This window comes from Mitsuaria sp. MSU3D (genome assembly GCF_056867975.1).
In genome coordinates, this window is the sequence record NZ_CP200314.1 from 1912366 (window position 1) to 1934626 (window position 22261).

The 22261-nt window shown below is 71.0% G+C and carries 16 protein-coding genes and 1 pseudogene; 11 read left to right on the plus strand and 6 right to left on the minus strand.

From position 1 onward, the window contains the following. Positions 1 to 83: 83 nt before the first annotated feature. The 5 genes from AC1VNM_RS08320 to AC1VNM_RS08340 form a co-directional block, all read right to left on the minus strand. Complete coding sequence (locus tag AC1VNM_RS08320) at positions 84 to 479, minus strand: hypothetical protein (protein WP_377154880.1); 396 nt, start codon at positions 477 to 479, stop codon at positions 84 to 86. A 64-nt stretch (positions 480 to 543) separates the two neighbouring features. Next, entirely contained in the window at positions 544 to 1374 is an 831-nt protein-coding gene (locus AC1VNM_RS08325) for a CheR family methyltransferase (protein ID WP_483106560.1), read from the minus strand. Positions 1375 to 1387: 13 nt separating this feature from the next. Continuing rightward, positions 1388 to 4987 carry a response regulator gene (locus tag AC1VNM_RS08330; protein ID WP_377154878.1) on the minus strand — a complete coding sequence of 1200 codons (3600 nt, stop codon included), beginning with the start codon at positions 4985 to 4987 and terminating at the stop codon, positions 1388 to 1390. Positions 4988 to 5093: 106 nt separating this feature from the next. Continuing rightward, positions 5094 to 5903 (minus strand): beta/gamma crystallin-related protein, encoded by an 810-nt coding sequence (locus AC1VNM_RS08335; RefSeq protein ID WP_483106561.1) that lies wholly within the window; start codon positions 5901 to 5903, stop codon positions 5094 to 5096. Positions 5904 to 6053: 150 nt separating this feature from the next. Continuing rightward, a complete protein-coding gene (locus AC1VNM_RS08340; protein WP_377154876.1) occupies positions 6054 to 7151 on the minus strand; it encodes a hybrid sensor histidine kinase/response regulator in 1098 nt (365 codons plus the stop codon). A 243-nt stretch (positions 7152 to 7394) separates the two neighbouring features. Here AC1VNM_RS08340 and AC1VNM_RS08345 point away from each other — a divergent pair, with 243 nt between their 5' ends. The 10 genes and pseudogenes from AC1VNM_RS08345 (at position 7395) to AC1VNM_RS08390 (ending at position 18758) form a co-directional block, all read left to right on the plus strand. Next, positions 7395 to 8276 (plus strand): STAS domain-containing protein, encoded by an 882-nt coding sequence (locus tag AC1VNM_RS08345; RefSeq protein WP_377154875.1) that lies wholly within the window; start codon positions 7395 to 7397, stop codon positions 8274 to 8276. Beyond that, positions 8273 to 8629 (plus strand): annotated as a pseudogene (locus AC1VNM_RS08350) (STAS domain-containing protein); the annotation flags it as partial. The gene AC1VNM_RS08345 and the pseudogene AC1VNM_RS08350, both read left to right, overlap by 4 nt. 104 nt (positions 8630 to 8733) lie before the next feature. After that, the gene (locus tag AC1VNM_RS08355) at positions 8734 to 9144 is read left to right on the plus strand and encodes an anti-sigma regulatory factor (RefSeq protein WP_377154874.1); all 411 of its coding nucleotides are present in this window, start codon (positions 8734 to 8736) and stop codon (positions 9142 to 9144) included. A 2-nt stretch (positions 9145 to 9146) separates the two neighbouring features. Next, positions 9147 to 10298: a SpoIIE family protein phosphatase gene (locus AC1VNM_RS08360; RefSeq protein ID WP_483106562.1), complete on the plus strand. Its 1152-nt coding sequence runs from the start codon at positions 9147 to 9149 to the stop codon at positions 10296 to 10298. Between the two features lie 7 nt (positions 10299 to 10305). Beyond that, a complete protein-coding gene (locus AC1VNM_RS08365; RefSeq protein WP_483106563.1) occupies positions 10306 to 11250 on the plus strand; it encodes a sensor histidine kinase in 945 nt (314 codons plus the stop codon). Beyond that, positions 11247 to 13238, plus strand: a complete 1992-nt coding sequence (locus AC1VNM_RS08370) for a hybrid sensor histidine kinase/response regulator (RefSeq protein WP_483106564.1) — start codon at positions 11247 to 11249, stop codon at positions 13236 to 13238. The genes AC1VNM_RS08365 and AC1VNM_RS08370 overlap by 4 nt, the downstream gene beginning before the upstream one ends. Before the next feature lie 180 nt (positions 13239 to 13418). After that, a complete protein-coding gene (locus AC1VNM_RS08375; RefSeq protein ID WP_483106565.1) occupies positions 13419 to 14948 on the plus strand; it encodes a hypothetical protein in 1530 nt (509 codons plus the stop codon). Positions 14949 to 14979: 31 nt separating this feature from the next. Next, positions 14980 to 15537: a hypothetical protein gene (locus tag AC1VNM_RS08380; RefSeq protein WP_483106566.1), complete on the plus strand. Its 558-nt coding sequence runs from the start codon at positions 14980 to 14982 to the stop codon at positions 15535 to 15537. A gap of 4 nt (positions 15538 to 15541) precedes the next feature. Next, on the plus strand, positions 15542 to 17095 hold the full coding sequence (locus AC1VNM_RS08385; RefSeq protein ID WP_483106567.1) for a hypothetical protein: 1554 nt from the start codon (positions 15542 to 15544) through the stop codon (positions 17093 to 17095). Between the two features lie 112 nt (positions 17096 to 17207). After that, positions 17208 to 18758 carry a hypothetical protein gene (locus AC1VNM_RS08390; RefSeq protein ID WP_483106568.1) on the plus strand — a complete coding sequence of 517 codons (1551 nt, stop codon included), beginning with the start codon at positions 17208 to 17210 and terminating at the stop codon, positions 18756 to 18758. Here AC1VNM_RS08390 and AC1VNM_RS08395 read toward each other — a convergent pair. Continuing rightward, positions 18704 to 20857: a TonB-dependent receptor family protein gene (locus AC1VNM_RS08395; RefSeq protein ID WP_483106569.1), complete on the minus strand. Its 2154-nt coding sequence runs from the start codon at positions 20855 to 20857 to the stop codon at positions 18704 to 18706. The two genes, AC1VNM_RS08390 and AC1VNM_RS08395, sit on opposite strands and share 55 nt — an antisense overlap. A gap of 304 nt (positions 20858 to 21161) precedes the next feature. Between AC1VNM_RS08395 and AC1VNM_RS08400 the strand changes: the two genes are divergently transcribed. Further along, entirely contained in the window at positions 21162 to 22229 is a 1068-nt protein-coding gene (locus AC1VNM_RS08400) for a hypothetical protein (protein WP_483106570.1), read from the plus strand. Positions 22230 to 22261 lie beyond the last annotated feature (32 nt).

The following is a 22261-nucleotide window of genomic DNA, read 5'->3' on the forward strand; positions in this document are numbered from 1 at the left end:
GGCGTCGCTGAGCTCACCCGTCGACGGTGCCTCGAGCCTGCGCTGCCTCTCGTCGACGGCACCGTCGATGTCACTCATCGACATCACTCGTCGACGTCTTCCTCTTCATCCGCATGCTCCGGATCGGGACCGGCCGACGGATCGTCGCCGCTGGCCAGGTCCTCCACATCGATGCTCGCGTCGATGTCGTCCGGCGTCGGCGAGCGGCTGACGCGGTCGGGCAGGATGTCGGCGGCTTCGTGATCCCTGCCCGGCGTCGCCGACGCGCGCTCCCCGGTGCCGAAGCGATCGGTGTCGCTGGAGGGATTCGACGGCGTCGCGCCCAGCTCGTCCGGATCGTCCGCGCCGGTGCTCATCTGACGCTCGCCCGAGACGTCGCTGCCGCTGTCGGAACTGTCGCTCGGACCGAGCGAGTCCGTGCCCCGCCCCTTCGCCTGCGCGGGCGCCTGCGTTCCGCCGAGGATGCTGCTGGTGGCCATGGTGCTTCTCCTGTGAGACCCGAACGGGTCGATGCAGGAGTTCGGCAAGCCCCGAGCCCGACGTTCAGCCCGACCGCTTCTGGTAGATGCGTTCCTTGGCCGCGATCTCGACGAACTCGCCGGCGTGCGTGGAAAAGCGCAGCGTCTCGCGCGCGCCCAGGCCGAGGAAGCCGTTGCGGCACAGGGCCTCGGTGAACAGGCCCAGCGCGCGGTCCTGCAACGCACGGTTGAAGTAGATCAGCACGTTGCGGCAGGACACCAGCTGCACCTCGGCGAACACGCTGTCCGTGGACAGGCTGTGGTCGCTGAAGACGATGCGCTCCTTCAGCGACTTGTCCATCAGCACATGGTCGTAGGCGGCGGTGTAGTACTCCGACAGCGAGCCCCGCCCGCCCGACGCCCGGTGGTTCTCGGAGTACAGGGGCACCTGGTCCACGCGGTAGACCCCCGCCTGCGCCTGCGCGAGCGCTTCCTGGCTGATGTCGGTCGCGTAGATCAGCGTGCGGTCCAGCAGGCCTTCCTCCTTCATGAGGATGGCCATCGAGTACGCCTCCTCGCCGCCGCTGCAGCCCGCCACCCAGATCCGCAGCGACGGGAAGGTCCGCAGCACCGGCACGACCTGCTCGCGCAGCGCGCGGAAGTATTCGGGGTCGCGGAACATCTCGCTGACCTGCACGGTGAGATCGCCCAGCACGGAGCGGAAGACTTCGGGCTCATGCAGCACGCGGCCCTGCAGCTGCGAGAGATTCGCGCAGCCGAAACGCTGCTGCGCGGCCTTCAGCCGGCGCCGCAGCGAACTGCCCGCGTAGTCGCGGAAGTCGTAGTGGTAGCGCTCGTAGATCGCTTCCAGGATCAGCCGGACCTCGAGGTCCGACTCATGCGGGCCGTGCGTCATCGTCCGCCGCTCCTCAGCGCGGCATCCACACCCGCACCAGCGAGAGCAGCTTCTCGATGTCCAGCGGCTTGGCGATGTAGTCGTTGGCGCCCGCGGCCATGCACTTCTCCTGGTCGTCCTTCATCGCCTTGGCGGTGAGCGCGATGATGGGCAGCCGGCGCAGGTCGGCGCGCGCGCGGATCTCGCGCATCGCGGTGTAGCCGTCCATCTCCGGCATCATGATGTCCATCAGCACCAGGTCCACCGGCGGCATCGCGCCCGGTCCCTGCAGCGGCGCGGAGAGCCGCTCCAGCGCCTCGCGCCCGTTGCGCGCGATGTCCACCTTCACGCCCTTGGGCTCCAGCACCGCCGACAGCGCGAAGATGTTGCGCACGTCGTCCTCGACGACCAGCACGCGCCGTCCCTCGAGCATGTTGTCGCGCGCCCGGACCTCCTTGAGCATGCGCTGGCGCTCGGGCGGCAGCTGCGCTTCGACCTGGTGGAGGAACAGCGTGACCTCGTCGAGCAGCCGCTCGGGCGAGCGCGCGCCCTTGATGATGATCGAGCGCGAGTAGCGCCGCAGCTGCTGCTCCTGCTGCGGCGTCAGCGTGTGGCCGGTGTAGACGATCACCGGCGGGAAGGACACGTCGTCCTGCGCCGCCATCTGGTCGAGCAGGTCGTAGCCGCTCATGTCGGGCAGGTTCAGGTCCATCACCATGCAGTCGAAGGTCGAGCGGCGCAGCGCCTCGAGCGCCTCCGCGGCGGTGGCGACGCCCTCGATGCGGACCTCGTCGGCGGCCAGCAGGTGGCGGATGCTGTCGAGCTGGCGCGCGTCGTCCTCGACCACCAGCACCGTGCGCAGGCGCTGCGAGAACTTGGCTTCGAGCTTGTGCAGCGCGACCTCGAGTTCCTCGCGCTTGACCGGCTTGAAGGCGTAGCCGATCGCGCCGCGCTCCATCGCCTCGTGCGTGTAGTCGGCCACCGAGATCACGTGCACGGGGATGTGACGCGTCAGGGGCTCGCGCTTGAGCTGGTCCAGCACGCCCAGGCCGGAGTGGTCGGGCAGGTTCATGTCGAGCAGGATCGCGCTGGGCGCGTAGCGCTGCGCGATCGACAGGCCGTTCTCGGCCGTGTGCGCCATCAGGCAGACGAAGCCCATCTCGCGGATCAGGTCGCGCAGGATCAGGGCGAAGCGCTGGTCGTCCTCGATGATGAGGATCGCGCGGTCGCCCGGCACCCAGGACAGGCGGTCGTCGTCGAGTTGCGGCAGCCGCGGTTCCGGCGCGGCCGGCGCGGGCTCGCGCAGCAGGGACTCGGTCGTGGCCGTCGCCTCCTCCGCCGCGCTCCGGGCCGGTTGCATCGCGGGCAGCACCGCATCGAAGGCGGGCACCGCCGGCGGCGCCCTCAACGGCCCATGCTGCGGCGCCTGCGCCGGCGACAACGGACGCGGACGCTCGTCATCGACCGGCGCCTCGTGCGCCAGCGGCAGCACCAGGCTGAAGACCGAGCCCTGCCCCGGCGTGCTCTGCAGGTGGATGTCGCCGCCCAGCAGCCGCGCCAGATCGCGCGAGATCGACAGGCCCAGCCCCGTGCCGCCGTACTTGCGGTGGGTGCTGCCGTCGGCCTGACGGAAGGCGTCAAAGATCAGCGCCTGCTGGTGCTGGGGGATGCCGATGCCGGTGTCCTTCACCGTGAAGGCCAGCCGGCCGTCGGTGGTGGCGCCGACCTCCATGCGCACCGAGCCGCGCTCGGTGAACTTCAGCGCGTTGGACAGCAGGTTCTTGAGCACCTGGCCGATCCGCGCCTCGTCGGTCTCGATCCATTCCGGCGCGCCCGGCGCGAGCTGCAGGCCGAAGGCCAGGTTGCGCTGCGCCGCGACCGGCGCGAAGACCTGCGTCAGCTGCTGCAGCAGGCGCGGCACCGAGACGCGCTCGATCTGCATGTCGACCTTGCCGGCCTCGATCTTGGACAGGTCCAGGATGTCGTTGATCAGCATCAGCAGGTCGTTGCCGGCGGAGCTGATGGTCTGCGCGAAGCGGACCTGCTCGTCGCTCAGGTTGCCTTCCTTGTTGTCGGACAGCAGCTTGGCCAGGATCAGCGTCGAGTTCAGCGGCGTGCGCAGCTCGTGGCTCATGTTGGCCAGGAACTCGCTCTTGTACTGGTTGGAGCGCTCCAGCGCCTCGGCGCGCTCCGTCAGCAGGGCCTGCGCCTGCGTCAGCTCGGACCGCTGCAGCTCCAGCTGCCGCGCCTGTTCCTCGAGCTGGGTGTTGCTCTCCTCGAGGTCGGTCTGCTGCTTCTCGAGCCGCAGTTGCGAGTCGCGCAGCGCGTTGCCCTGTTCCTCGAGTTCTTCGTTGCTGGCGCGCAGCTCTTCCTGCTGCATCTGCAGTTCCTCGGCCTGGCGGCGGCTCTCTTCGAGCAGGGCCTCCAGCCGGCTGCGGTCCTTGGCGGCGCGCAGCGCCATCGCGATCGGCTCGGCGACGCGCGCCAGCAGTTCGCGTTCGGCCTCGCCGACGTGATGGAGGAAGCCCAGCTCGATCACGCACTGCACGCGCTTGTCCAGGCCGGCCGGCGCGATCAGCAGCTCGGTCGCATCCGCGCGGCCCAGCGACGACGTGACCGGCAGATAGTCCGCCGGCAACTGGGTCACATGCACCGGTCGGCGGTCGCGCGCCGCCTGGCCCAGCAGCGTGTCGCCGCCGCGCACGACCGGCGGCGCCGCGTCCGTGCCCGTCGCCACCGGCAGCGCATAACCGCCGACGCGCAGGAAGCTGCCGTCCTCGTGCGCCACGTAGAACGCCCCGACGCGCGCATCGGTCCAGCGTGCGAGGAAGCTGGTGGCGATGTCGGCGAGCCGCTCGACGTGCGGATCGCCCTGCAGTTCGACGCCCAGTCCGGCCTGGCCGGCCTTCAGCCACGCCTCGGTCTTGGCGGCCCGGTAGCCCTGCGAACTCAGCACCGCCGCGACGGCCGTGAGCAACAGCAGCAAGGCCGAGCCGCCCCACATCACGCCGACCGTCTGCTGCACCGCGCCGTCCCACAGCGCGCGGCGTTCGGCGGCGCGGTCGCGTTCCTCGCGTTCCATCTCGCCGAGCAGCGTGCGGATGCGCTCCATCAGGATGCGGCCCCGGTCGCCCTTCACGGTCGCCACGGCGGCCACGTTGTCGCCATTGCGGCGGGCCGCGATGGTCTCTTCCATCTCGGCCAGCTTGGCCTTGAAGAGCTGCTCCGCCGCCTCCAGCCGCGCGAGCTGCGGGCGGTAGTTCTGGAAGCTCGCCCGCAGCCGCTCCGCGGCGGCGGGAATCGTCACCTGCGCCGTGTTGAAGGGCACCAGGTAAGTGTCGATGCCGGTGAGCAGGTAGCCGCGCTGACCGGTCTCGGCATCCTTCATCGCCGAGCCCAGCGTCTGGATCTGCTCTTGCACGACCAGCGTGCGCGCCATCGCGTCGGCCGAGTCGGACTGCGCCTGCTGCGAGCGCCACGAGAACCAGGCGGTGATCAGGATGGTGACCACCGCCACCGCGAAGCCGAGCATCGTCGGCAGCGGCAGCCAATCGTGGCGGCGCACGCCGTGGGCCAGGTGGAGGTCGTTGCCCGAGTAGGCTTTGGAGGCGGCGGTGGACGTCGTGATAGTCATGGAAGCGAAAACGGGGCGGCCGGGGTGGCGCCGCATGCTAGCGCGCGCCACCCCGGCCGGCCCCAGGAGTCCTCACTGGGTCGATCGATCGATGACCGTGTCCCGCCTACTCGCGCGGCTCGCCGCGCGCGTTGACGGTCACGGTCGCTCCCGGCGGTCGCCGGGTCTGCATGTAATGGTCCTGTCCCTTGAAGCGATAGGTCACGTCCCAGTACTGGGGGTTGCCGCTGCTGGGCGAGGCCCCGCAGCGCTGCACGTTGCGCACGTCCTTGTCGCGGTTGACGTTGCTGCCGACCACCGCGCCGCCGACGGCGCCGGCCGCGGTCGTCACGGCCTGTCCCGAGCCGCCGCCGAACTGGTGGCCCAGGATGCCGCCGAGCACGCCGCCGATCACCGCGCCGCCGACGTTGGGCCGGTCGCGCACTTCCTTCTGCTCGATCCAGCAGCGCTGCTGCTCGTCGCCCATCACGGCGCGCACCGAGACGACCTGCGCCTGGTACAGGCCTTCATCGCCGCGGCGGAGGTAGGTCGGTTGCGGATCGGGGCCGTAGCGGTCGCGGCTGACGTCCTCGCCGACGCGGCGCGCCGAGCTGATCCGGTTGTCCAAGCCCATCGAGCGCAGCGACGGATAACTGCCCGGCTGCAGCACGCGGCAGCGGCCGGTGTAGCCCGGGTCCTCGCAGACCTCCCAGCGCTCGCCGCGGACCTCGATGGACGATGCGCGGTCGTCGAAGCCGATGTCCTTGAGGAAGTTGATCTGCGCGTCGGCGCCCGCGTTGCGGCCGCGGAAGTTCTCGTTCTCGTAGAACGTGATGTCGGCCATCGCGTGGCCCGCCAGCGCGCAGGCGGCGGCCGCGACGGCGGCCTTGAGCGCCAGCGTCTTCCTGGAGTTCCCGGGTGTGGAGGAGCGGTTCATGGCAGTCCCCATCGTGGTTGCTGTGATGTCACCACTGTGGGCCGGCGCGAGCGCCGGGTCTGTCGGGCCGCGCTGGGGTCGCGTGTAGGACGCCGCGCCACGCGCGTTTCGGCCTGCATGCCTGCTGCACTGCGGCATCGATGGTCCCGCTCAGCGTTCCGATTGGAGCCGCGGCAGCAGCAGCTCGAACATCGTGCCCTGCCGCGCCCGCGACACGCCGATCAGCGATCCGCCGTGCGCGCGCGCGACGCGCTCGGGTTCCTGCAGGCCGGGGCCGACCTGCGCCGAGGACATGCCCGACACCGGCTCGTTGCCGCCGAAAAGGTGGATGGAGGCCTCCGGCGCGAGCACCGTGTCGAAGCTGATGCGCAGCATCAGCGAGCGCTGCGCGCTGCCGTCGACCTGGATGCGGATCGTGCTGTCGCCGGCGTGCGTCGCCGCCTGCATCAGCAGCTGGTCCAGGGTCTGCGCCATCAGCTCGACGTCGAAGTCGCCGCTCGTGTCCCCGATGCGGTCGAAGGCGGGCGGCGCCCACATCACGGCCTGGTTGCTCTCGATGTCCAGTCGCTGCGCGGCCAGCGTCGCCAGATCGCTGCGCTCGGGCTGGACCTGCAGCAGCTCGCAGGGCCGGCGCGCCAGGCTGCCCAGGTGGTCCACCTGGCGGCCCAGCAGCGTCGCGGCGGCCTTGACCCGCTGGCCGGCCTTCTGCAGCGACGGGGATTCGGTCTGACGGATCAGCAGCTCGGCGTTGAGCATCATGACCGACAGCGGGCTGCGGATGTCGTGGCTCAGCGCGCTCAGCATCAGCGCGTTGACGCGCGCCAGCCGCTCCTGCTCGACGATGCGCTCGGCCAGCAGCTGGCGCTGGCGGTGCAGGTCGGCGAAGACGGCGACCTTGCTGCGCAGCACGTGCGCGTCGACCGGCTTGTAGATGAAGTCCACCGCGCCGGCCTCGTAGCCCTTGAAGCTGCGCTGCGCCTCCTGCGAGCCGGCGGTCAGGAAGATGATCGGCACATGCCGGGTACGCTCCGTGCCCCGCATCAGCTCGGCGAGCGTGAAGCCGTCCATGCCCGGCATCTGGATGTCGAGCAGGGCCAGCATCACATCGTGCGTGAGCAGCAGTTCCAGCGCGGCGGGCCCGGAATCCGCCGTCAACACCCCCAGGCCGGAATCGGCCAGCAAGGCTTTCATCGCGAGCAGGTTTTGCGGCTTGTCGTCCACCACCAGCACGCTCATCTGATCCGCCACGTCGTTCTCCCAATCTTGGTCTTGAATGTCTGACAGCGCCATTGGGCAACCGGCATGCCCACGCCGACTTGGGAGATACCCGCCCCCAATCCTCGCCCGAGGAGGGGCTTGGGCGGATGCCGCCAAGAGTACGATCGCGCCCGCCGCGCGGTCCCCCGCGCCGGCCCCGATTGCCTCCCCCTTCCCGATTCCCGTTCCGCCTTCCCGCATCACATGCGCCCACCCGCGCCCCGAGAGGACCCGATGAAACAGAACAGCGCCGCCGTCGAAGAACTCCTGTCCGTCCACCGCGACCAGGTCCTGGCCGAATGGCAGGCGGAGTTGGCCTCCGGCAGCGGCGGCCGCACGCTGTCCAGCGAAGGTCGCGAGACCGGCGAACTGCTGAACGCCATCCTCGGCGGCGTGCGCGCCAGCGGCGGCACGGAGAACTTCGACGATGCGGCCTGGTCCAACGTGCGCGCCGTGCTGGCCCAGCTGTCGGCCTCGCGCGCCGCGCAGGGCTCCACGGCCGCGGACACCAGCCGCTTCGTGCTCGCGCTGAAGAAGCCGCTCTTCAGCGGCGTGCAGCGCAAGTTTGCCGGCGACGCGGCGGCGCTGGGCGACGCGACCTGGGCGATCTCGACGCTGCTGGACCACATGGCGCAGTACACCGTCACGACCTACCAGCGCAGCCGCGAGGAGATCATCGGCCGCCAGCAGCAGGAGCTGCTGGAGCTGTCGACCCCGGTGGTCAAGCTGTGGGACGGCGTGCTGGCCGTGCCCATGATCGGCACGCTGGACAGCGGCCGCACGCAGCTGGTGATGGAGGCGCTGCTGCAGCGCATCGTCGAGACCGGCTCCGCGCTGGCCATCATCGACATCACCGGCGTGCCGACCGTGGACACGCTGGTCGCGCAGCATCTGCTCAAGACCGTCACCGCGATCCGGCTGATGGGCGCCGACGCGATCATCAGCGGCATCCGGCCGCAGATCGCCCAGACCATCGTGCACCTGGGCATCGACCTCGAAGGCATCACCACCAAGGCGACGCTGGCGGACGCGCTGTCGCTGGCGATGAAGCGCGCCGGGTTCGTGGTCACCAAGGGCAGGCCCGCCGGCGGCACTGGCTTCGTGGGCGCGGCATGACGACACGCATCCCGATCCTGCGCATGGGCAGGACCCTGCTGGTCACCATCCAGGTCGACCTGCAGGACCAGACCGCGCTCGCGCTCCAGGACGACCTCGCCAACAGGATCCAGGACACCGGCGCGACCGGCGTCCTCATCGACATCTCCGCGCTGGAGATCGTGGACTCCTTCATCGGCCGCATGCTGGCCGGCATCTCCAGCATCGCCAAGGTGCTGGGGGCCAATTCGGTCGTCGTCGGCATGCAGCCGGCGGTCGCGATCACGCTGGTGGAGCTGGGCCTGTCGCTGCACGGCGTGCGCACGGCGCTCAACGTCGAACGCGGCATGGCGCTGCTGCGCCAGGCCGACGAGGCCGACGCCGACCTCGAGAGCAACCTGGCGGCCGGCGATGGCGACCCGAGCGACCTCGGCGACGTCGGTGATGCCGGTCACGGCTTCGACCGGGGGCCTGGCCGGTGACGGCGTCCGACACCGCCTCGGGCTCGCTGCCCATCCGCAGCGAACCCGACATCGTCCTGTCGCGCCAGCTGGTGCGCAAGCTCACGCAGGAACTGAAGTTCTCGCTGGTCGACCAGACCAAGATGATCACGGCCGCCAGCGAGCTGTCGCGCAACACGCTGATCTACGGCGGCGGCGGCGCGATGGAATGGGCCTTCGTCCAGTCGGGCGTGCGCACGGGACTGCGACTTGCCTTTGTCGACCAGGGACCGGGCATTCCGGATCTGGAGCTGGCGATGAAGGATGGATGGACCTCGGGCAACGGCATGGGCATGGGCCTGTCCGGCAGCAAGCGGCTGGTGAACGATTTCGAACTGGAGTCCGCACCAGGACGCGGGACGCGCGTGACGATCACGCGCTGGAAGTAGCCATGCGCGCGTATCGACGCTTCCCCATCGACGACGCGAGTCAGGTGGGCGAGGCCCGGCGTGCCGCCCAGGCGCTGGCGTCGGAGTTGGCCTTCGACGAGGAGGCCGCCGGCCGGCTTGCGCTGGCGGTGACCGAGCTCGGCACCAACCTGTTCCGCCATGTCGGACCTGGCCGCCAGGCCGCGCTGCTGATCGGCGTGGACGAGTCCGGCCCCCTTGACGACATCGCCGGCGCCGCCGTGCAGGTGCTGTCGCTGGACCGGGGCAGCGGCATGGACCTGTCTCGCTGCCTGCAGGACGGCTACAGCACCGGCGGCACGTCCGGGACCGGGCTCGGCGCGATCCGGCGCAGCGCCGACCGCTTCGGCGGCTTCTCCGCGCCGCAGCGGGGCACGGTCCTGGCGGCGCGTTTCGGGCCACGCACCGACCGGAGCCGCATCGGCGCGCCGGCCAGCTTCCCCTCCGCCTTTTCACCCGGCTTCCCCGCTGCCGCCGACACCGCCTTCGACGTCGGCGGACTGTCGCTGGCCGCCCCGGGCGAGACCGTCAGCGGCGACGCCTGGGCGCTGCGCCGCGATCGCGACCAGGATCACGACCGCTGGTCGCTCGCCGTGGCCGACGGGCTCGGTCACGGCGTCGACGCGGCGGCGGCGGCGGACAAACTGATGACGCTGCTCGCGCGCGCCGAGCCCGGTCACCTCGTCTCGCCGGCGGCGTTCCTGGAGCGCTCCCACGACAGCCTGCGCAGCACGCGGGGTGCGGCGTCGGCGGCGCTGTCGCTCACGCCGGACGGCCCGCTGCTGTTCGCCGGCGCGGGCAACATCTCGGGCCGCCTGATCTCGGGCGTGTCCGACCGGACGCTGCTGTCCCAACACGGCACGCTGGGATTGCAGATCCGCCGGCTGCAGGATGTCGTCTACGATTGGCCGCCGCATGCGGTGCTGGTGCTGCACTCGGACGGGATCGTCAGCCGCTGGTCGCTGGAGGACACGCCGGGCCTGCTCCAGGCCGACCCGGCGGTGATCGCCGGCTGGATCCTGCGGGACCACCTGCGCGGCAAGGACGATGCGACCGTGGTGGTGGTCCGCCGCCGGGACCCGCGCCACCAACGCGGCGACGATCGGAGCCCCGCGGCGCCGATCGAACGCGCATGAGACGCCCATGAAGGACACGATGCCCACCGACGACCCCGCCGCCCTGATCGACGCGCTGGCCACCTCGCAGGCGCAGGTCGAGGCGCTGCAGGCGGAGCTCGACGAGACCAACCGCGGCGTGCTGGCGCTGTACGCGGAACTCGACACGCAGGCGCAGCAGCTGCGCCAGGCCACCGAGCTCAAGAGCCGCTTCCTGGCCTACATGAGCCACGAGTTCCGCACGCCGATCTCCTCGATCCGCAGCCTGACGCGGCTGCTGCTGGACCGCGTCGACGGCCCGCTGACCGACGAGCAGGAAAAGCAGATCAACTTCATCCGCACCACCTCGGAAGAATTTGCCGACATGGTCAACGACCTGCTCGACCTGGCCAAGGTCGAGGCGGGCCGCATCGACATCTCGCCGGCCTGGTTCGAGCTGGTCGACCTCTTCGCGGCGCTGCGCGGCATGTTCAAGCCGGTGCTGGTCAATCCGGAGGTGCAGCTGATCTTCGAGGAGCCGCACGGCATTTCGCAGCTCTTCACCGACGACGCCAAGCTCTCGCAGATCCTGCGCAACTACATCTCCAACGCGCTGAAGTTCACCGCGCAGGGCGAGGTGCGGGTGAGCGCCGTGACCGCCCCGGGCGCGGACGGCGGCGAGGACGAGATCACCTTCGCCGTGGCGGACACCGGCATCGGCATCGCGCCGGAGTTCCATGAGGCGATCTTCCAGGACTTCACCCAGATCGGCTCGCCGATCCAGAAGCGGCTGCGCGGGACGGGCCTGGGCCTGTCGCTGAGCAAGCGGCTGGCGGAGCTGCTCGGCGGCCGCGTCGGGCTGCGCAGCGAGCCGGGCGTGGGATCGGTGTTCTCGGTGACGCTGCCGCTGCGGCTTCCCGGCGCGCCGGACGCCGGCCATGACGCGGCCAGAGCCGCCGCACCGGGAGTCGCCACGGAGGTGCCCGACGCATGAGCGAGCCGCGCGTCATCGACCGCTCCCGTCACCGGCTGCTGGTCGTCAACGACGACCCCATCGGCCGCTACACGACGGTGCGCCTGCTCAACGCGGCCGGCTTCCCGACGCTGGAAGCGGGCACCGGCGCGGACGCCCTGCGCGTCGCGGACCAGGGCCTGTCGGCCGTGGTGCTCGACATCCACCTGCCCGACATCGACGGCTTCGAGCTGTGCCGCCGGCTGCGCGCGCAGGCCAGCACCTTCCGGCTGCCGGTGATCCACCTGACCGCGGCCTACCTCACCGACGAGGACAAGGTGCGCGGCCTGGATGCCGGCGCCGACGCCTACCTCACGCACCCGGTGGAGCCGGCGGTGCTGGTCTCGACGATCCAGGCGCTGGTGCGCACGCGCGCGGCCGAGGACGCGATGCGGCGCAGCGAGACCAAGTTCCGCGCCGTCTACGCCCAGGCGCCCGGCGGCATCTGCCTGCTCAAGGCCGGCGACGGCACAGTGCTGGACGCCAATCCGGCGATGCTCGCGCTGCTCGGCCTGGGTCCGGAGGAGGGTGAGTCCGTCATCGGACGGCCGCTGACGGACTTCGTCGACGCCGCCGACCTGCCCGCCGCGCGCGACTTCGTCGCCGCGCTGGGCAACGACGGCCTGCAGGCCGAGTTCTCCCTGCAATCGGGCGACGGCGCGGGCGTGCCGGTCGAATGGACCGCCTCGCCCCCGATCGAACCCGGGGTGTGCATGGCGATGGCCGCGGACATCTCGCAGCAGCAGCTGCTCGCGCTCCAGCGCCAGGAACTGCTCGACCGCGAGCGCAGCGCGCGCGGCGAGGCCGAGGCGCTGTCGCGGATGAAGGACGACCTGATCGCGGTGCTGTCGCACGAGCTGCGCACGCCGCTGAACGCGATCATGGGCTGGACGCACGTGCTGCAGCGGCACAGCCCGCCGGACCTGCTGGCGAAAGGCCTGGCGGCGATCGACCGCAACGTGTCCATCCAGGCGCGGATGATCACGGACATCCTCGACATGTCGCGCCTGAACATCGGCAAGCTGCCGTTGGCGCGCGAGCGCGTCGAGGCCGGCGAGGTGCTGCGCGCGGCGGTGGCGGTGATCCAGCACAACCTCGATGCCAGCGGGCATCGGATCGAACTCGACCTGCACGACGAGTCCACCGTCCTGCTGGCCGACAGCGGCCGGCTGCAGCAGGTGATCTGGAACCTGATGGGCAACGCGGCCAAGTTCTCGCCGCGCGGCAGCGCGATCACGCTGTCGCTGCGGGCGCGGGACGCGGGCGTGCTGGTCGAGGTGCGCGACGAGGGCCAGGGCATCGCGCCCGAGTTCCTGCCGCATGTCTTCGACCGCTTCACGCAGAGCGACGCCGCGAGCAGCCGCCAGCACGGCGGGCTCGGGCTGGGCCTGGCCATCGTCAAGAGCCTGATCGAGGCGCACGGCGGCTGGGTCGACGTGCGCAGCGAGGGGCGCGGGCGCGGCGCGGCGATCCGGTTCTGGCTGCCCGGCGAGGAAACGGCCCCGACGACGCTGGAAGCCGACACCGCCTCCGGCGGGCTGAGCGCCTTCGGCGCGCTCGGCGAGGCGGGCACGGCGGACGAGACGGCGGTCCCCCTGACCGGGCTGCGCGTCCTGGTGGTCGAGGACGACGTGGACGCGGGCGCGATGCTGAAGCTGATCCTCGAGGACCGCGAGGCGCGGGTGACCGTGGTCCACGGCGCGGACGAGGCGCTGCTGGCGCTCGCCGGCAACGCGTTCGAACTGCTGATCAGCGACATCGGCCTGCCGGGCCGCGACGGCTACGAGCTGATCCGCGACATCCGCGCCCTGGAAACGCCCGGTGAACGCCTGCCGGCGATCGCGTTGACGGCCTTCTCGCGCGATCTGGATCGGAAGCAGGCGCTGCAGGCCGGCTTCGACGCGCATCTGGCCAAGCCGCTCAAGCCGCAACTGCTGATGCGGCTGGTGGAGCAGCTCGCGGCGCATTGAGCCGCTGCCGTTGCTGGAACGGGAGCACCGGTTCGGCAGAAATTTCCTGCATGCAGGAGCAGCCGATGACGAATGTCAATTCGCTTGGCAAACCTGTTCGAGGGTGGCGCATGACAAATGCGGCATGTGCAACTTCCAGGCGTTGCCGGCCGCGACCGCGGAGCCGGCTGCGTTTCCGCCATGCCATCCTTCCAGAAGCCCTCGCCAGGCACCGGGCAGATCGACCCCTATGACCACACCTCGATGGAGGTGGAGGGGTATGAAGTCACCGTCGGTCTGAATGACGGATGCGAACTGGACGAGCACCAGCTCAAGTTCGTCGATCGCCTCGTCGAGCGCATCGACGAGCGGGCCAAGACGACGAAGACGGCGTTCTCCGCGCATTTCGAGCCGCGCCGTCTGATCGAACGGCACCTCCTGTCGAAGGATCCCGCGTTCAGGGCCATGTGCATGCGCGGCATCGACCTGCTGCGTGTGAACCGCGACGCCGATGACGGCGCGGTCGCACTGGCTGCGCGACGCACGGCGGATGCGGCGGAGGTCTTCCTGGACTCGTCGGAGGCGCGCGACCCGCGGCTGAGGAAGTTCGGTCTCGAGGTCCGGCTCCGCGCCCGGGAGACGATGCAGGAACGCATCCAACGGGAACCGCAGCAGCGGGGCGAAGCGACCGCGATCACGGCGCGGTCCGACGCCTTCGTCCTCGTGACGCGCGAACGCGCGCGGCTGATGGCCGAGTTCCTCGGCATGCATCGAACGCCGGACGTGCCGGGCGTCGACTTCATCCTCGACGCCCACGGCAAGGTCGCCTATGCCTTCAAGCCGATGGCGGCATCGGCGGCGGTGCAGTCGGTCTGCATGTCCAGACTTCATGCCGCCATGTTCCCGGCCTTGGGCTATCGGAAGGACGCGACGCCCTCGTCGACGGCGATGATCGTGTCGATGCCGGCACGTCCTGCTCCTCCCACCGGCGATGTCGACGATGTCGACGAAGCGCTCGGTCTGCTCATGATGCCGCCGCCAGGCTTCGAACTCTGCCTGGACTCCCCGGGCGAAGGCAGGGACGTCGGCCGCCAGCGGCTGGCCGACGCGCTGGCCCGCCCCTTGAACGACCTTGCCTTCGACCATCTGGCCCTGTCCGCGCTGTGCGCCGGGGGGCAGGGCTTGCGTCTGGACGGGGTGCTGGTCGACGAACGCGGGCGCGCCTGGGTGCTCGATCACGAACACCTGCTTGCCGATCGCCACGCGGGCCTCGACTCGACGGCCATCGGAACCGGCCAGGGTCGCGCTTCACCCACGGAGGGGCGCATCCCGGCCGACCTGCCGATGCGCCCGGGTCGGCTTCACGCCCTCGGTCAACTCGACGTGCCCCAGCTGACCCGGCGTCTCGCCGCCACCTGGCAGGCCACCGATCGTGAGCGACGGCTTCTGGGAGAGGCGCTCGGCAAGACCAGCAAGGCCGACATCGCCGCGACGGATCGCCTGTGGCCCGACCCGGCCGCCGTGGCGCACCTGAAGGATCGCCTGGAGGTCGTGCAGCATTGGGCGGCCTCCTGCGATCGCAGCAACGACGAGTTGCTGGCCGCCGAGGACGCGACGGAGGTCGAGGACCTGAGCGACGCGCTGTCCCAGCAGTCGTCGATCCGCTGGCTCCTGTCGAGAGTCGCCCGTGACGATGTGGGCAGCCGCCCGGGAGATCGCGCAGACGCGTGAACCGCAGTGCATTGCCGCGCGACAAACGGGAATGACGCCTCTGCACCCCGCGCGCGCTGCGCTCCCTGATGCTCCCCCGCTGAAGTCGCGCCCCGGGCGCCCCGAGGCGCCCTCTCCTCCGCCCCGCCAGACCTGGCTCCAGACGCGACGCCGGTTGCGGTTCGCGGTGGACGACCTGCGGCGCGCGGTGATCGAACGCTGCGAGTCGCATCCCGATCGCACGCGCCTCACCGTGGCGCTCGACGACGCGGTCGCGGACCTGGAGACGCTGATCGACGGCTTCGACGGGCCGTTGATCGAACTGCTCGAGGCCGTCGAGACCACCTCCGATCGCGAGGTCCGCGACGACGTGCTGCGCCGCGTCGGCGCCCATGTCGCCGACGGCCGCACCCGCTTCGCCACCGACGACCTGGTCGAACTGATGGACACCAACGGCTTCATCGAACTGGGCCTGCGATCGGGACTGGACGCGGCGCTCGTCGAGATCTCGCGCCAGTTGGGGAGCACGCCACCGCGCTCTCCGACGTCCTCGTCCGCGTCCGTGTCCACGCCCTCGCCCACCGCGCATTTCTCGCCCTTCAAGACCTGACCCCATGCCTCGTCATTCCTCCATCGATTCACCGTCCCGCATCGGCACGCCGTGCGGCGGGACCGCACCGGGGACCGCGCGCCCCGACGACGGAAACGGCCTCGAATGGGACGGGAGCCACTTCTGCGAGCGCCTGCTGCAGCGATCGGCTCCGCCTGACGACGCCCTCCCGCCGGGCCCCGACCTGACGGCCGAAGAGAACCTCCGCGAGGTGTTCCCGCCGCCGCGGCTCGACGCGCTGATGGCCCGCAGCCCGGTCAGCCGGATCCTCAGGCGACCCAAGGATGCCGCCTACGTCGCGGTCCTCCAGGCGGCGAAGCAGGCCGTCCAATCCGCCACGCCAGGAGACGGCGCGCATCGGAAGGGCGCGCATCGGAAAGGCACGCCGATGTCGATCGCCGAGGTACGCCAACGCTGCCGGGACTATCTCAACGAGCGCGCCGCGACGGTGATGGCGGCCACCGCCGATGGCCGGATGGCCTCGGATCGCTTCCACAGCGACCTGCGCCGGCTCAACGAGGTGAAACTCCTCGAGGGATGTCTGGCGAAGACGCTCGGTCCCACGTCGCCCCGCCCGGCCCTCCCGGACGCCGACGCCCCCGATTTCGACGAGCGCCTGCGGGCGCTCGCCGATGACTGGAGTCGCACGTCCGCGGTGGTTCCGGCTCCCGGACGGTCCCATGTGCTGCTGCTCTGCGATGCCGACGGGCAGCCCGGCATCGCCTTCCGTCCGACCGAAGACGATGCGTCGGTGCTGCGGGAACGGATGGCAGCCACGCTGGACGACCTGCTGCGGTCGAGCGTCGGTCTCTCGCTGGGTCTTCCGCGTCCTGTCGCGCATGAGCTGGCCGGCCGCGGCCCCGGCGTGCTCACCGCCGCCCCGGGCCCCCTCCCGCCCGCCCTGCGGATCGCGTACGAGGCCCTCCACCGCCCAGGCGCCGGCGGCGCGGCACAGCTCCAGCAGGCGGCTCGTGAAGCGATGGACGGACTGGCACCGGCCGCGCTGCAGCAGATCGCGCTGACGCGCTTGTTCACCGACAACTGGCAGGCGGGCTGGGACGGCCTGCTGGTCGACGTCGACGGCCGGTGCTGGCATCTGGACGGCGCCGAGACCTTCCCCGAGAACGACGGCATCGTCTGGCTTCTGGACGAGATTCAGGCCGGCGGCGCCCGCGCGGCGCTGTTCAGCCCCCCGCCGGTCGATCGGTCGTCGACGGCATGGGATGCGCCGCTGGACGCCGCGCTGGTCGCCAAGGTGCGTGACATCGACACGGACGACCTCACGTGGTGTCTCTGCATGACCGCCCTGCGGCCCTGGCCGGCCACCGGATCGGTGGCCCCGGAAGCCGATCATGAAGGCGCACCGCGCGCGGCGGCGATCAGCGACGCGCTGTTCCGTCCCATTGACGCCATCGACGCCGTGCAGACGCTGATCGCGGAGGAACCCTCCCTCTCGCTGCGTCAATTGCTGGCGCGTTATCCCGAGGTGCTGGATTGGTTCAGGTCGAGGCCGACCGCCTCGCGCCGACTGAGCGGGACGAACGACCAGGACGACTGACCGGGACGACTGACGGCACACACCACGGAACATCGACGACATGCGCCTCCCGTTCCTTGCGCGCCCGCGCGACCTCGACCCGCCCGCAACCGCAACCACAACCGCATCCGCCATGGGCCCCGGCGAGACCGACCCGCGGCGACACCGTGCGCTGGACAAGCCGCAAGGCCGATTCGTCGAGGCACTGCTGAGCCGGCTCGGCGTCGGCCCGGCCCGTCGACGCGCGCAGCAGCGACGGATCGACCGGGAGTTCCCGCTGCGCCACGACGCCGCGCGGCCCGCCACCGCCATCCCGGACGCGTCGTTGGCCCGGGCCGCGTCGTTGTCCCGGACCGAGGTGGCATCGCGGCAGACGGCGGCACATGCCGGCGCGATGCGCAGGCGATTCGGCGCCACGGCGGCGGACACCGGATCGAGCCAGGTCCTGCTGATCCACAACGCCGCCGGCGGTGTCGCCCACGTCGTCAAGCCGCTGGCGGCTGAATCCGACCAGAGCGGCCTGCCCGCGGGGGCGGCGGCGTTCCGCGAAGTGATGGCCGCGGCGGCGCACGCGGAGATCACCCGGCAGACGGGCTTTCGCTTCGCGGAGAACCGCGCCTGCATCGCCCGCTTCGATGACGCCCCGGCGCTGATCCAGACTGGTCTGCCCGGGCGGACCCTGGGCACTGCCGCCACCGCCGCGGCCGAGCGCGGGGCCATCGACGCGGTCCAGTACCGCCGCTGGATCGACGCGGACGGCGAGACGGCCTCGCGGATCCCCGCGCCGGAACTCCAGCGCGCCGTGCTGGCCAAGCTCATGCTGGGCGACCTCGACCTGCAGTGGGAGAACCTCTGCGTCGAGGACGACGGTCGCTGTCATGCCATCGACTTCGGTCTGGCGTTTCCCGAACCGATGGGCATGGCCGCCGTCCATCACCGCCCCGTCCGCATCAATGGCCTGCTCAGGCATCCGCTGCGAGAGACGCCGCTCGCCGCCGCCGATGCGCCGCTGGACGTCGGCCTGGTCGCTCGCCTGCGGTCGATCGACCCGGACGAATTGGAGGCGCGGCTGTTCAGCGTGCGCCGGCAGGTGCGGGACTGCCACGAGCTCCACCTGTGCGCCGCCAATCCGCGCGCTTTCCCCGATGAACTCCTGAGCCGCGACGCCGTCCGCCTGGGCGTGCGCAGCCTGCGCCTCGTGCAGCAGCTGGTCGAGGAGGATCCGACGCTGTCGCTGCGCAACCTCGTCGACCGTTATCGACAACGGCTGAGCGAACTGACCACGCCGGCGGCCCGCGCCACGGCTCGCCCTCGGGCAGACGATCGCCGCCCGGCAGGTCGAGCGGACCCGCTCGCCGAGCTCCGCGCCTTCGACCGGCGGCTCTGGCCGCACGCGGCCGTCCCGCTGACCCCGTTGGCACCCTGGGCCACGCTGACACCCGGTCCGTCGGTGACGATGCCCGCCTGGGCCGTTGCCGGGCAGGATCGCCGGATCGAGGGACTTCGCCGCTGGATGGCGGAGACCGCCCAGTCCGTGGACGATCTCGATGAACACGACACCGTCCGCATACAGGTCGTGCGCGACCGGCTGAACATGCTGACGGAAATGATCGTCGCCGCCGAGTCGCGCTACAGCCGCAACGACAGTCCCACCCAGAACGAGCGCCCTGGCGCCGGCTCGTAGAACCGGCCGTTGCCGTCGTTGACGATGACGCTGCCGACGTAGCGGCGGTCGGCGGCGTTGTCGATGCGCGCGGTCAGCTCCGCGCGCATCGCGCCGATGGTCCATCCGTGGCGGGCGCGCAGATGGAGCAGGCCGTACCCGGCCGCGGCCTCGCTGTTGATGTCGTTGACGGCGGTGCGCTTGACACCGCGCCATTCGAGCGCGAGCTCCCCGTCGCGTGCGGCCTCGAACGGCCGCCACGCCAGTTCGGCGTAGGCGCTGCCGCCGTTGGTGCCCGCGATGCGATTGCCCGCGGCAACCGGCACGTTGGCCGTCGGACACGGCGTGCCGGTGCAGGTCAGGAAGCCGTCGCGGTAGCGCGCCTTCAGCGTGCCGAGCGCCATCTGCGCGCGCCAGCGCGGCGCGAGGTCCCAGGCGCCGGACAGCTCCACGCCGCTGCGCCGCGTGCGTCCGACGTTCTGGAAACTCGAGCGCCCGCCGCTGTTGGACAGCACACCGATCTCGTCGCGCGTGGCGACGTGGAACGCGGTGGCGTCGAGCTCGACATCACCCCCGCGCCACTTCGCCCCGATCTCCTGCTGCAGGCTCTTCTGCGGCCGCAGCGCGGTGTTGAAGCCGCCCGACCCGTCGGCGCGGTAGGCCAGTTCGTTGAGCGTCGGCGATTCGAAGCCGCGTCCCAGCGCGGCGTGCAGCAGCAGCGACGGCGCGAGCTTCCACCCGAGGCCCACCGCCGGATTCGCGTAGTCGTAGCGCAGCGATCCGGAGTCGTCGCCGTTGGCCAGGAAACGGTCGCGGGCGGACAGCGACACGCGTCCCGCGCGCACGCCGGCGCTGGCGGTGAGCGTCGTCGTCAGCGGCAGTTCCAGCTGCGCGTAGGCCTCGCGCGTGACGGCCTCGTTCTCCTCGTTGCGGCGCAGCGCGCCGGTCACGCCCAGCTGCTGCGACGCGCCGGTGCCGACGAAGTTCTCGTAGCCCTGGCGGTCGTCCGTCTGGCGCTCCACGTTCACGCCGGTGACCAGCGTCGCCGGTCCGAGCCGCCACAGCAGGCGGGCGTCGACACCGTCGTAGCGGCGACTGAAGTCCACGACCCCGCCGCCGCTGCCGGCGGGTGTCTGCGCGCCCACGGCGATGGACTGCCACTGCGTCACCGAACGCCGCCCGCCGTAGGCGGTCAGGACACTCTCGGACAAGGCGCCCGCCTCGTCGAAACGATGCCGCCAACGCGCGCCGAGCTGCGTCTGGCTCGCGTTCTTGCGGGTGTTGAACTGCTCCGCCTGCGAAGCGGTCTGGTCCGGATCCGCCGCGAACTGCGCGGCGGTCAGTCCGAGCGGATCCTGCGCGCGCTGGTCGATGTCGCTGATGAGCAGCAGCACCTGGTCGCGCGCGCCAGTCCAGGCCAGGCGCCCGTTGGCCAGGGTGCGTCGCGCGGCGCTGTGCGGGCGCAAGCCGTCGGTCTCCATGTGCGACACGCCCCCTTGCGCTTCCCAGCCGTCGCCGAAGGGCGTGCCGGCGGTGACGCGCGCCTGGCGCAAGCCGGCGCTGCCGGCGTCGAGGTCCAGTTCGGCGAAGCGCTCGCGCACCGGGGCGCTCACCAGCGCGATGACGCCGCCCGAGCTGTTGCCGTAGAGCGCCGAGAACGGCCCGCGCAGCACCTCGATGCGCGCGGCGGAGGCGAGGTCGAAGTGCGTGACCTGGCCCTGCCCGTCCGGCATCGTGGCCGGGATGCCGTCCGTGTAGAGCCGCAGTCCGCGCACCCCGAACGGCGCCCGCGCGCCGAAGCCGCGCGAGGACAGCTGCAGGTCCTGCGCGTAGTTCTGCCGGTTGTTGGCGGTGAGGCCGGGGACGCGGTTGAGCGCCTCGGACAGGTTGATCATCGGCCCGGCGCCGCGCAGCGTGTCGGCGTCGATGACGGACACCGCATACGGCGCCTCGTCGAGCCGGCGCTCGGCCACGCTGCCGGACACGACCACGGTCGGCAGCGCCGGCGCGTTCGGTGCCGGCGCGTTCGGTGCCGGCGCTGGCGCCTGCTGGGCGAAGGCCGGTCCGCCCAGCAGTCCCAGGGCCGCGCTCGCGCAGGCGGTGTATCGAATCGTCTTCATCATCCTCCCAGGAATGCCTGTGTACCGCATTTCGAACAGGCAGCTGCCAGAGCAAGCGGGGTGCCAGGTGTTGTTCGTGGCAAGACGGTTCGCGGAACCACCGGTTGTCGGATGAAGACATATGGTCATGCCCGCAGCATCGATCCCACCGGGATGGCGGCCGGGCGGCCAGGAGTTCCATCGCATGCCGACCGTCTTCAAATCGATCTTCCACGTCCAGGAGACGCCCATGGCGCCCTCGGATCCGTCCACACCGCTGACCTCGGGCCAGACGAGCTTCACCAAGCGCCTGCTGGGCCGGCCCTTGCGCGCCTTCAAGAAGACACTGAAGGCGCCAAAGACCCGATTGAAGGGCGCCGCCCACAAGGTGGCCAAGGAGGTCCGAGCCCTGATCCCGCATCGACCGGCGGGCAAGCAGGCTGCGGACCCGCGGACCACACCGTCGCCCGCGTCCGCCCCCGTGTCCGCGCCCGTGTCCGCGCCTCGCGCGACCGTGGCCCCGAAACCCTTGGTTCGCATGGAACAGGAACACTCGCCGCTCGCGCGCGCCGCGCATGTGCGCAGGCTCCGGGCCGCGGACCCCGATCTGCATCCGCCGGTGGGCTGCAGCGAGGCGCTGGTCAACGCTGGCGAGGACGCGCCGGTGTATCGACTCCTGCCGATCACCGGGGTGGAAAGCGCCAGGGACACGACCGCGCGCGCGGTCAGGGCCGCGATGGCGTCGACGCTGCATCAGGCGGCGCAACAATCGACGGGCATCGACTTCTGTCTGCCCCGGGCCACGATCGACGGCTCGAGGAAGTCCCCGCGTGAGTCGCCCGTGGTGATCGTCGACGCGGTCGTCGGCGCGCCGCTGGCCGCTTCCTACGAGGAGGATCCACCGGACAGGCAGGAACTGCAGCGGGCGCTGCTGGGTCAATGGATCCTCGGGCGCCCGACACCGGACTGGAGCGATTTCGAACGCGGTCCGGACGGCGGGATCGTGGCTCGCGAGTTCACCACGCCGGAAGGGTCGTTGCGCGACATCTGCAGGGCGGCGGACAGCGGTGTGTCGAAGCTCTTCCGCACCCCCGACGGACGGCATGTGAGCCCCCTCGCCGGCCAACCGCTGGAGGGGCACCTGCGCGACGCGATCCTTCGACTCCAGCGGCTCGACGTCGAGAAGGCGCTCGTGCACGGCAAGCGGGAACTGGAGGGCCACCTTCCCGACGACATGCTGCTCTCCTTGAAGCTGGTGCCCCAGCTGCTGGCGCCGCTTCGTGCGCTGAAACGCGCGGTGGAAGCAGCCGATCCGCGGCTGCCGCTCGAGATGCTGATGCGCGATGCCGCCAATTGCCTGGAGGACATTGAAGCGCTGGAGTTCCGGCGCTGAGGCGCTGAGGCGTTGCGGCGTTGCGGCGTTGA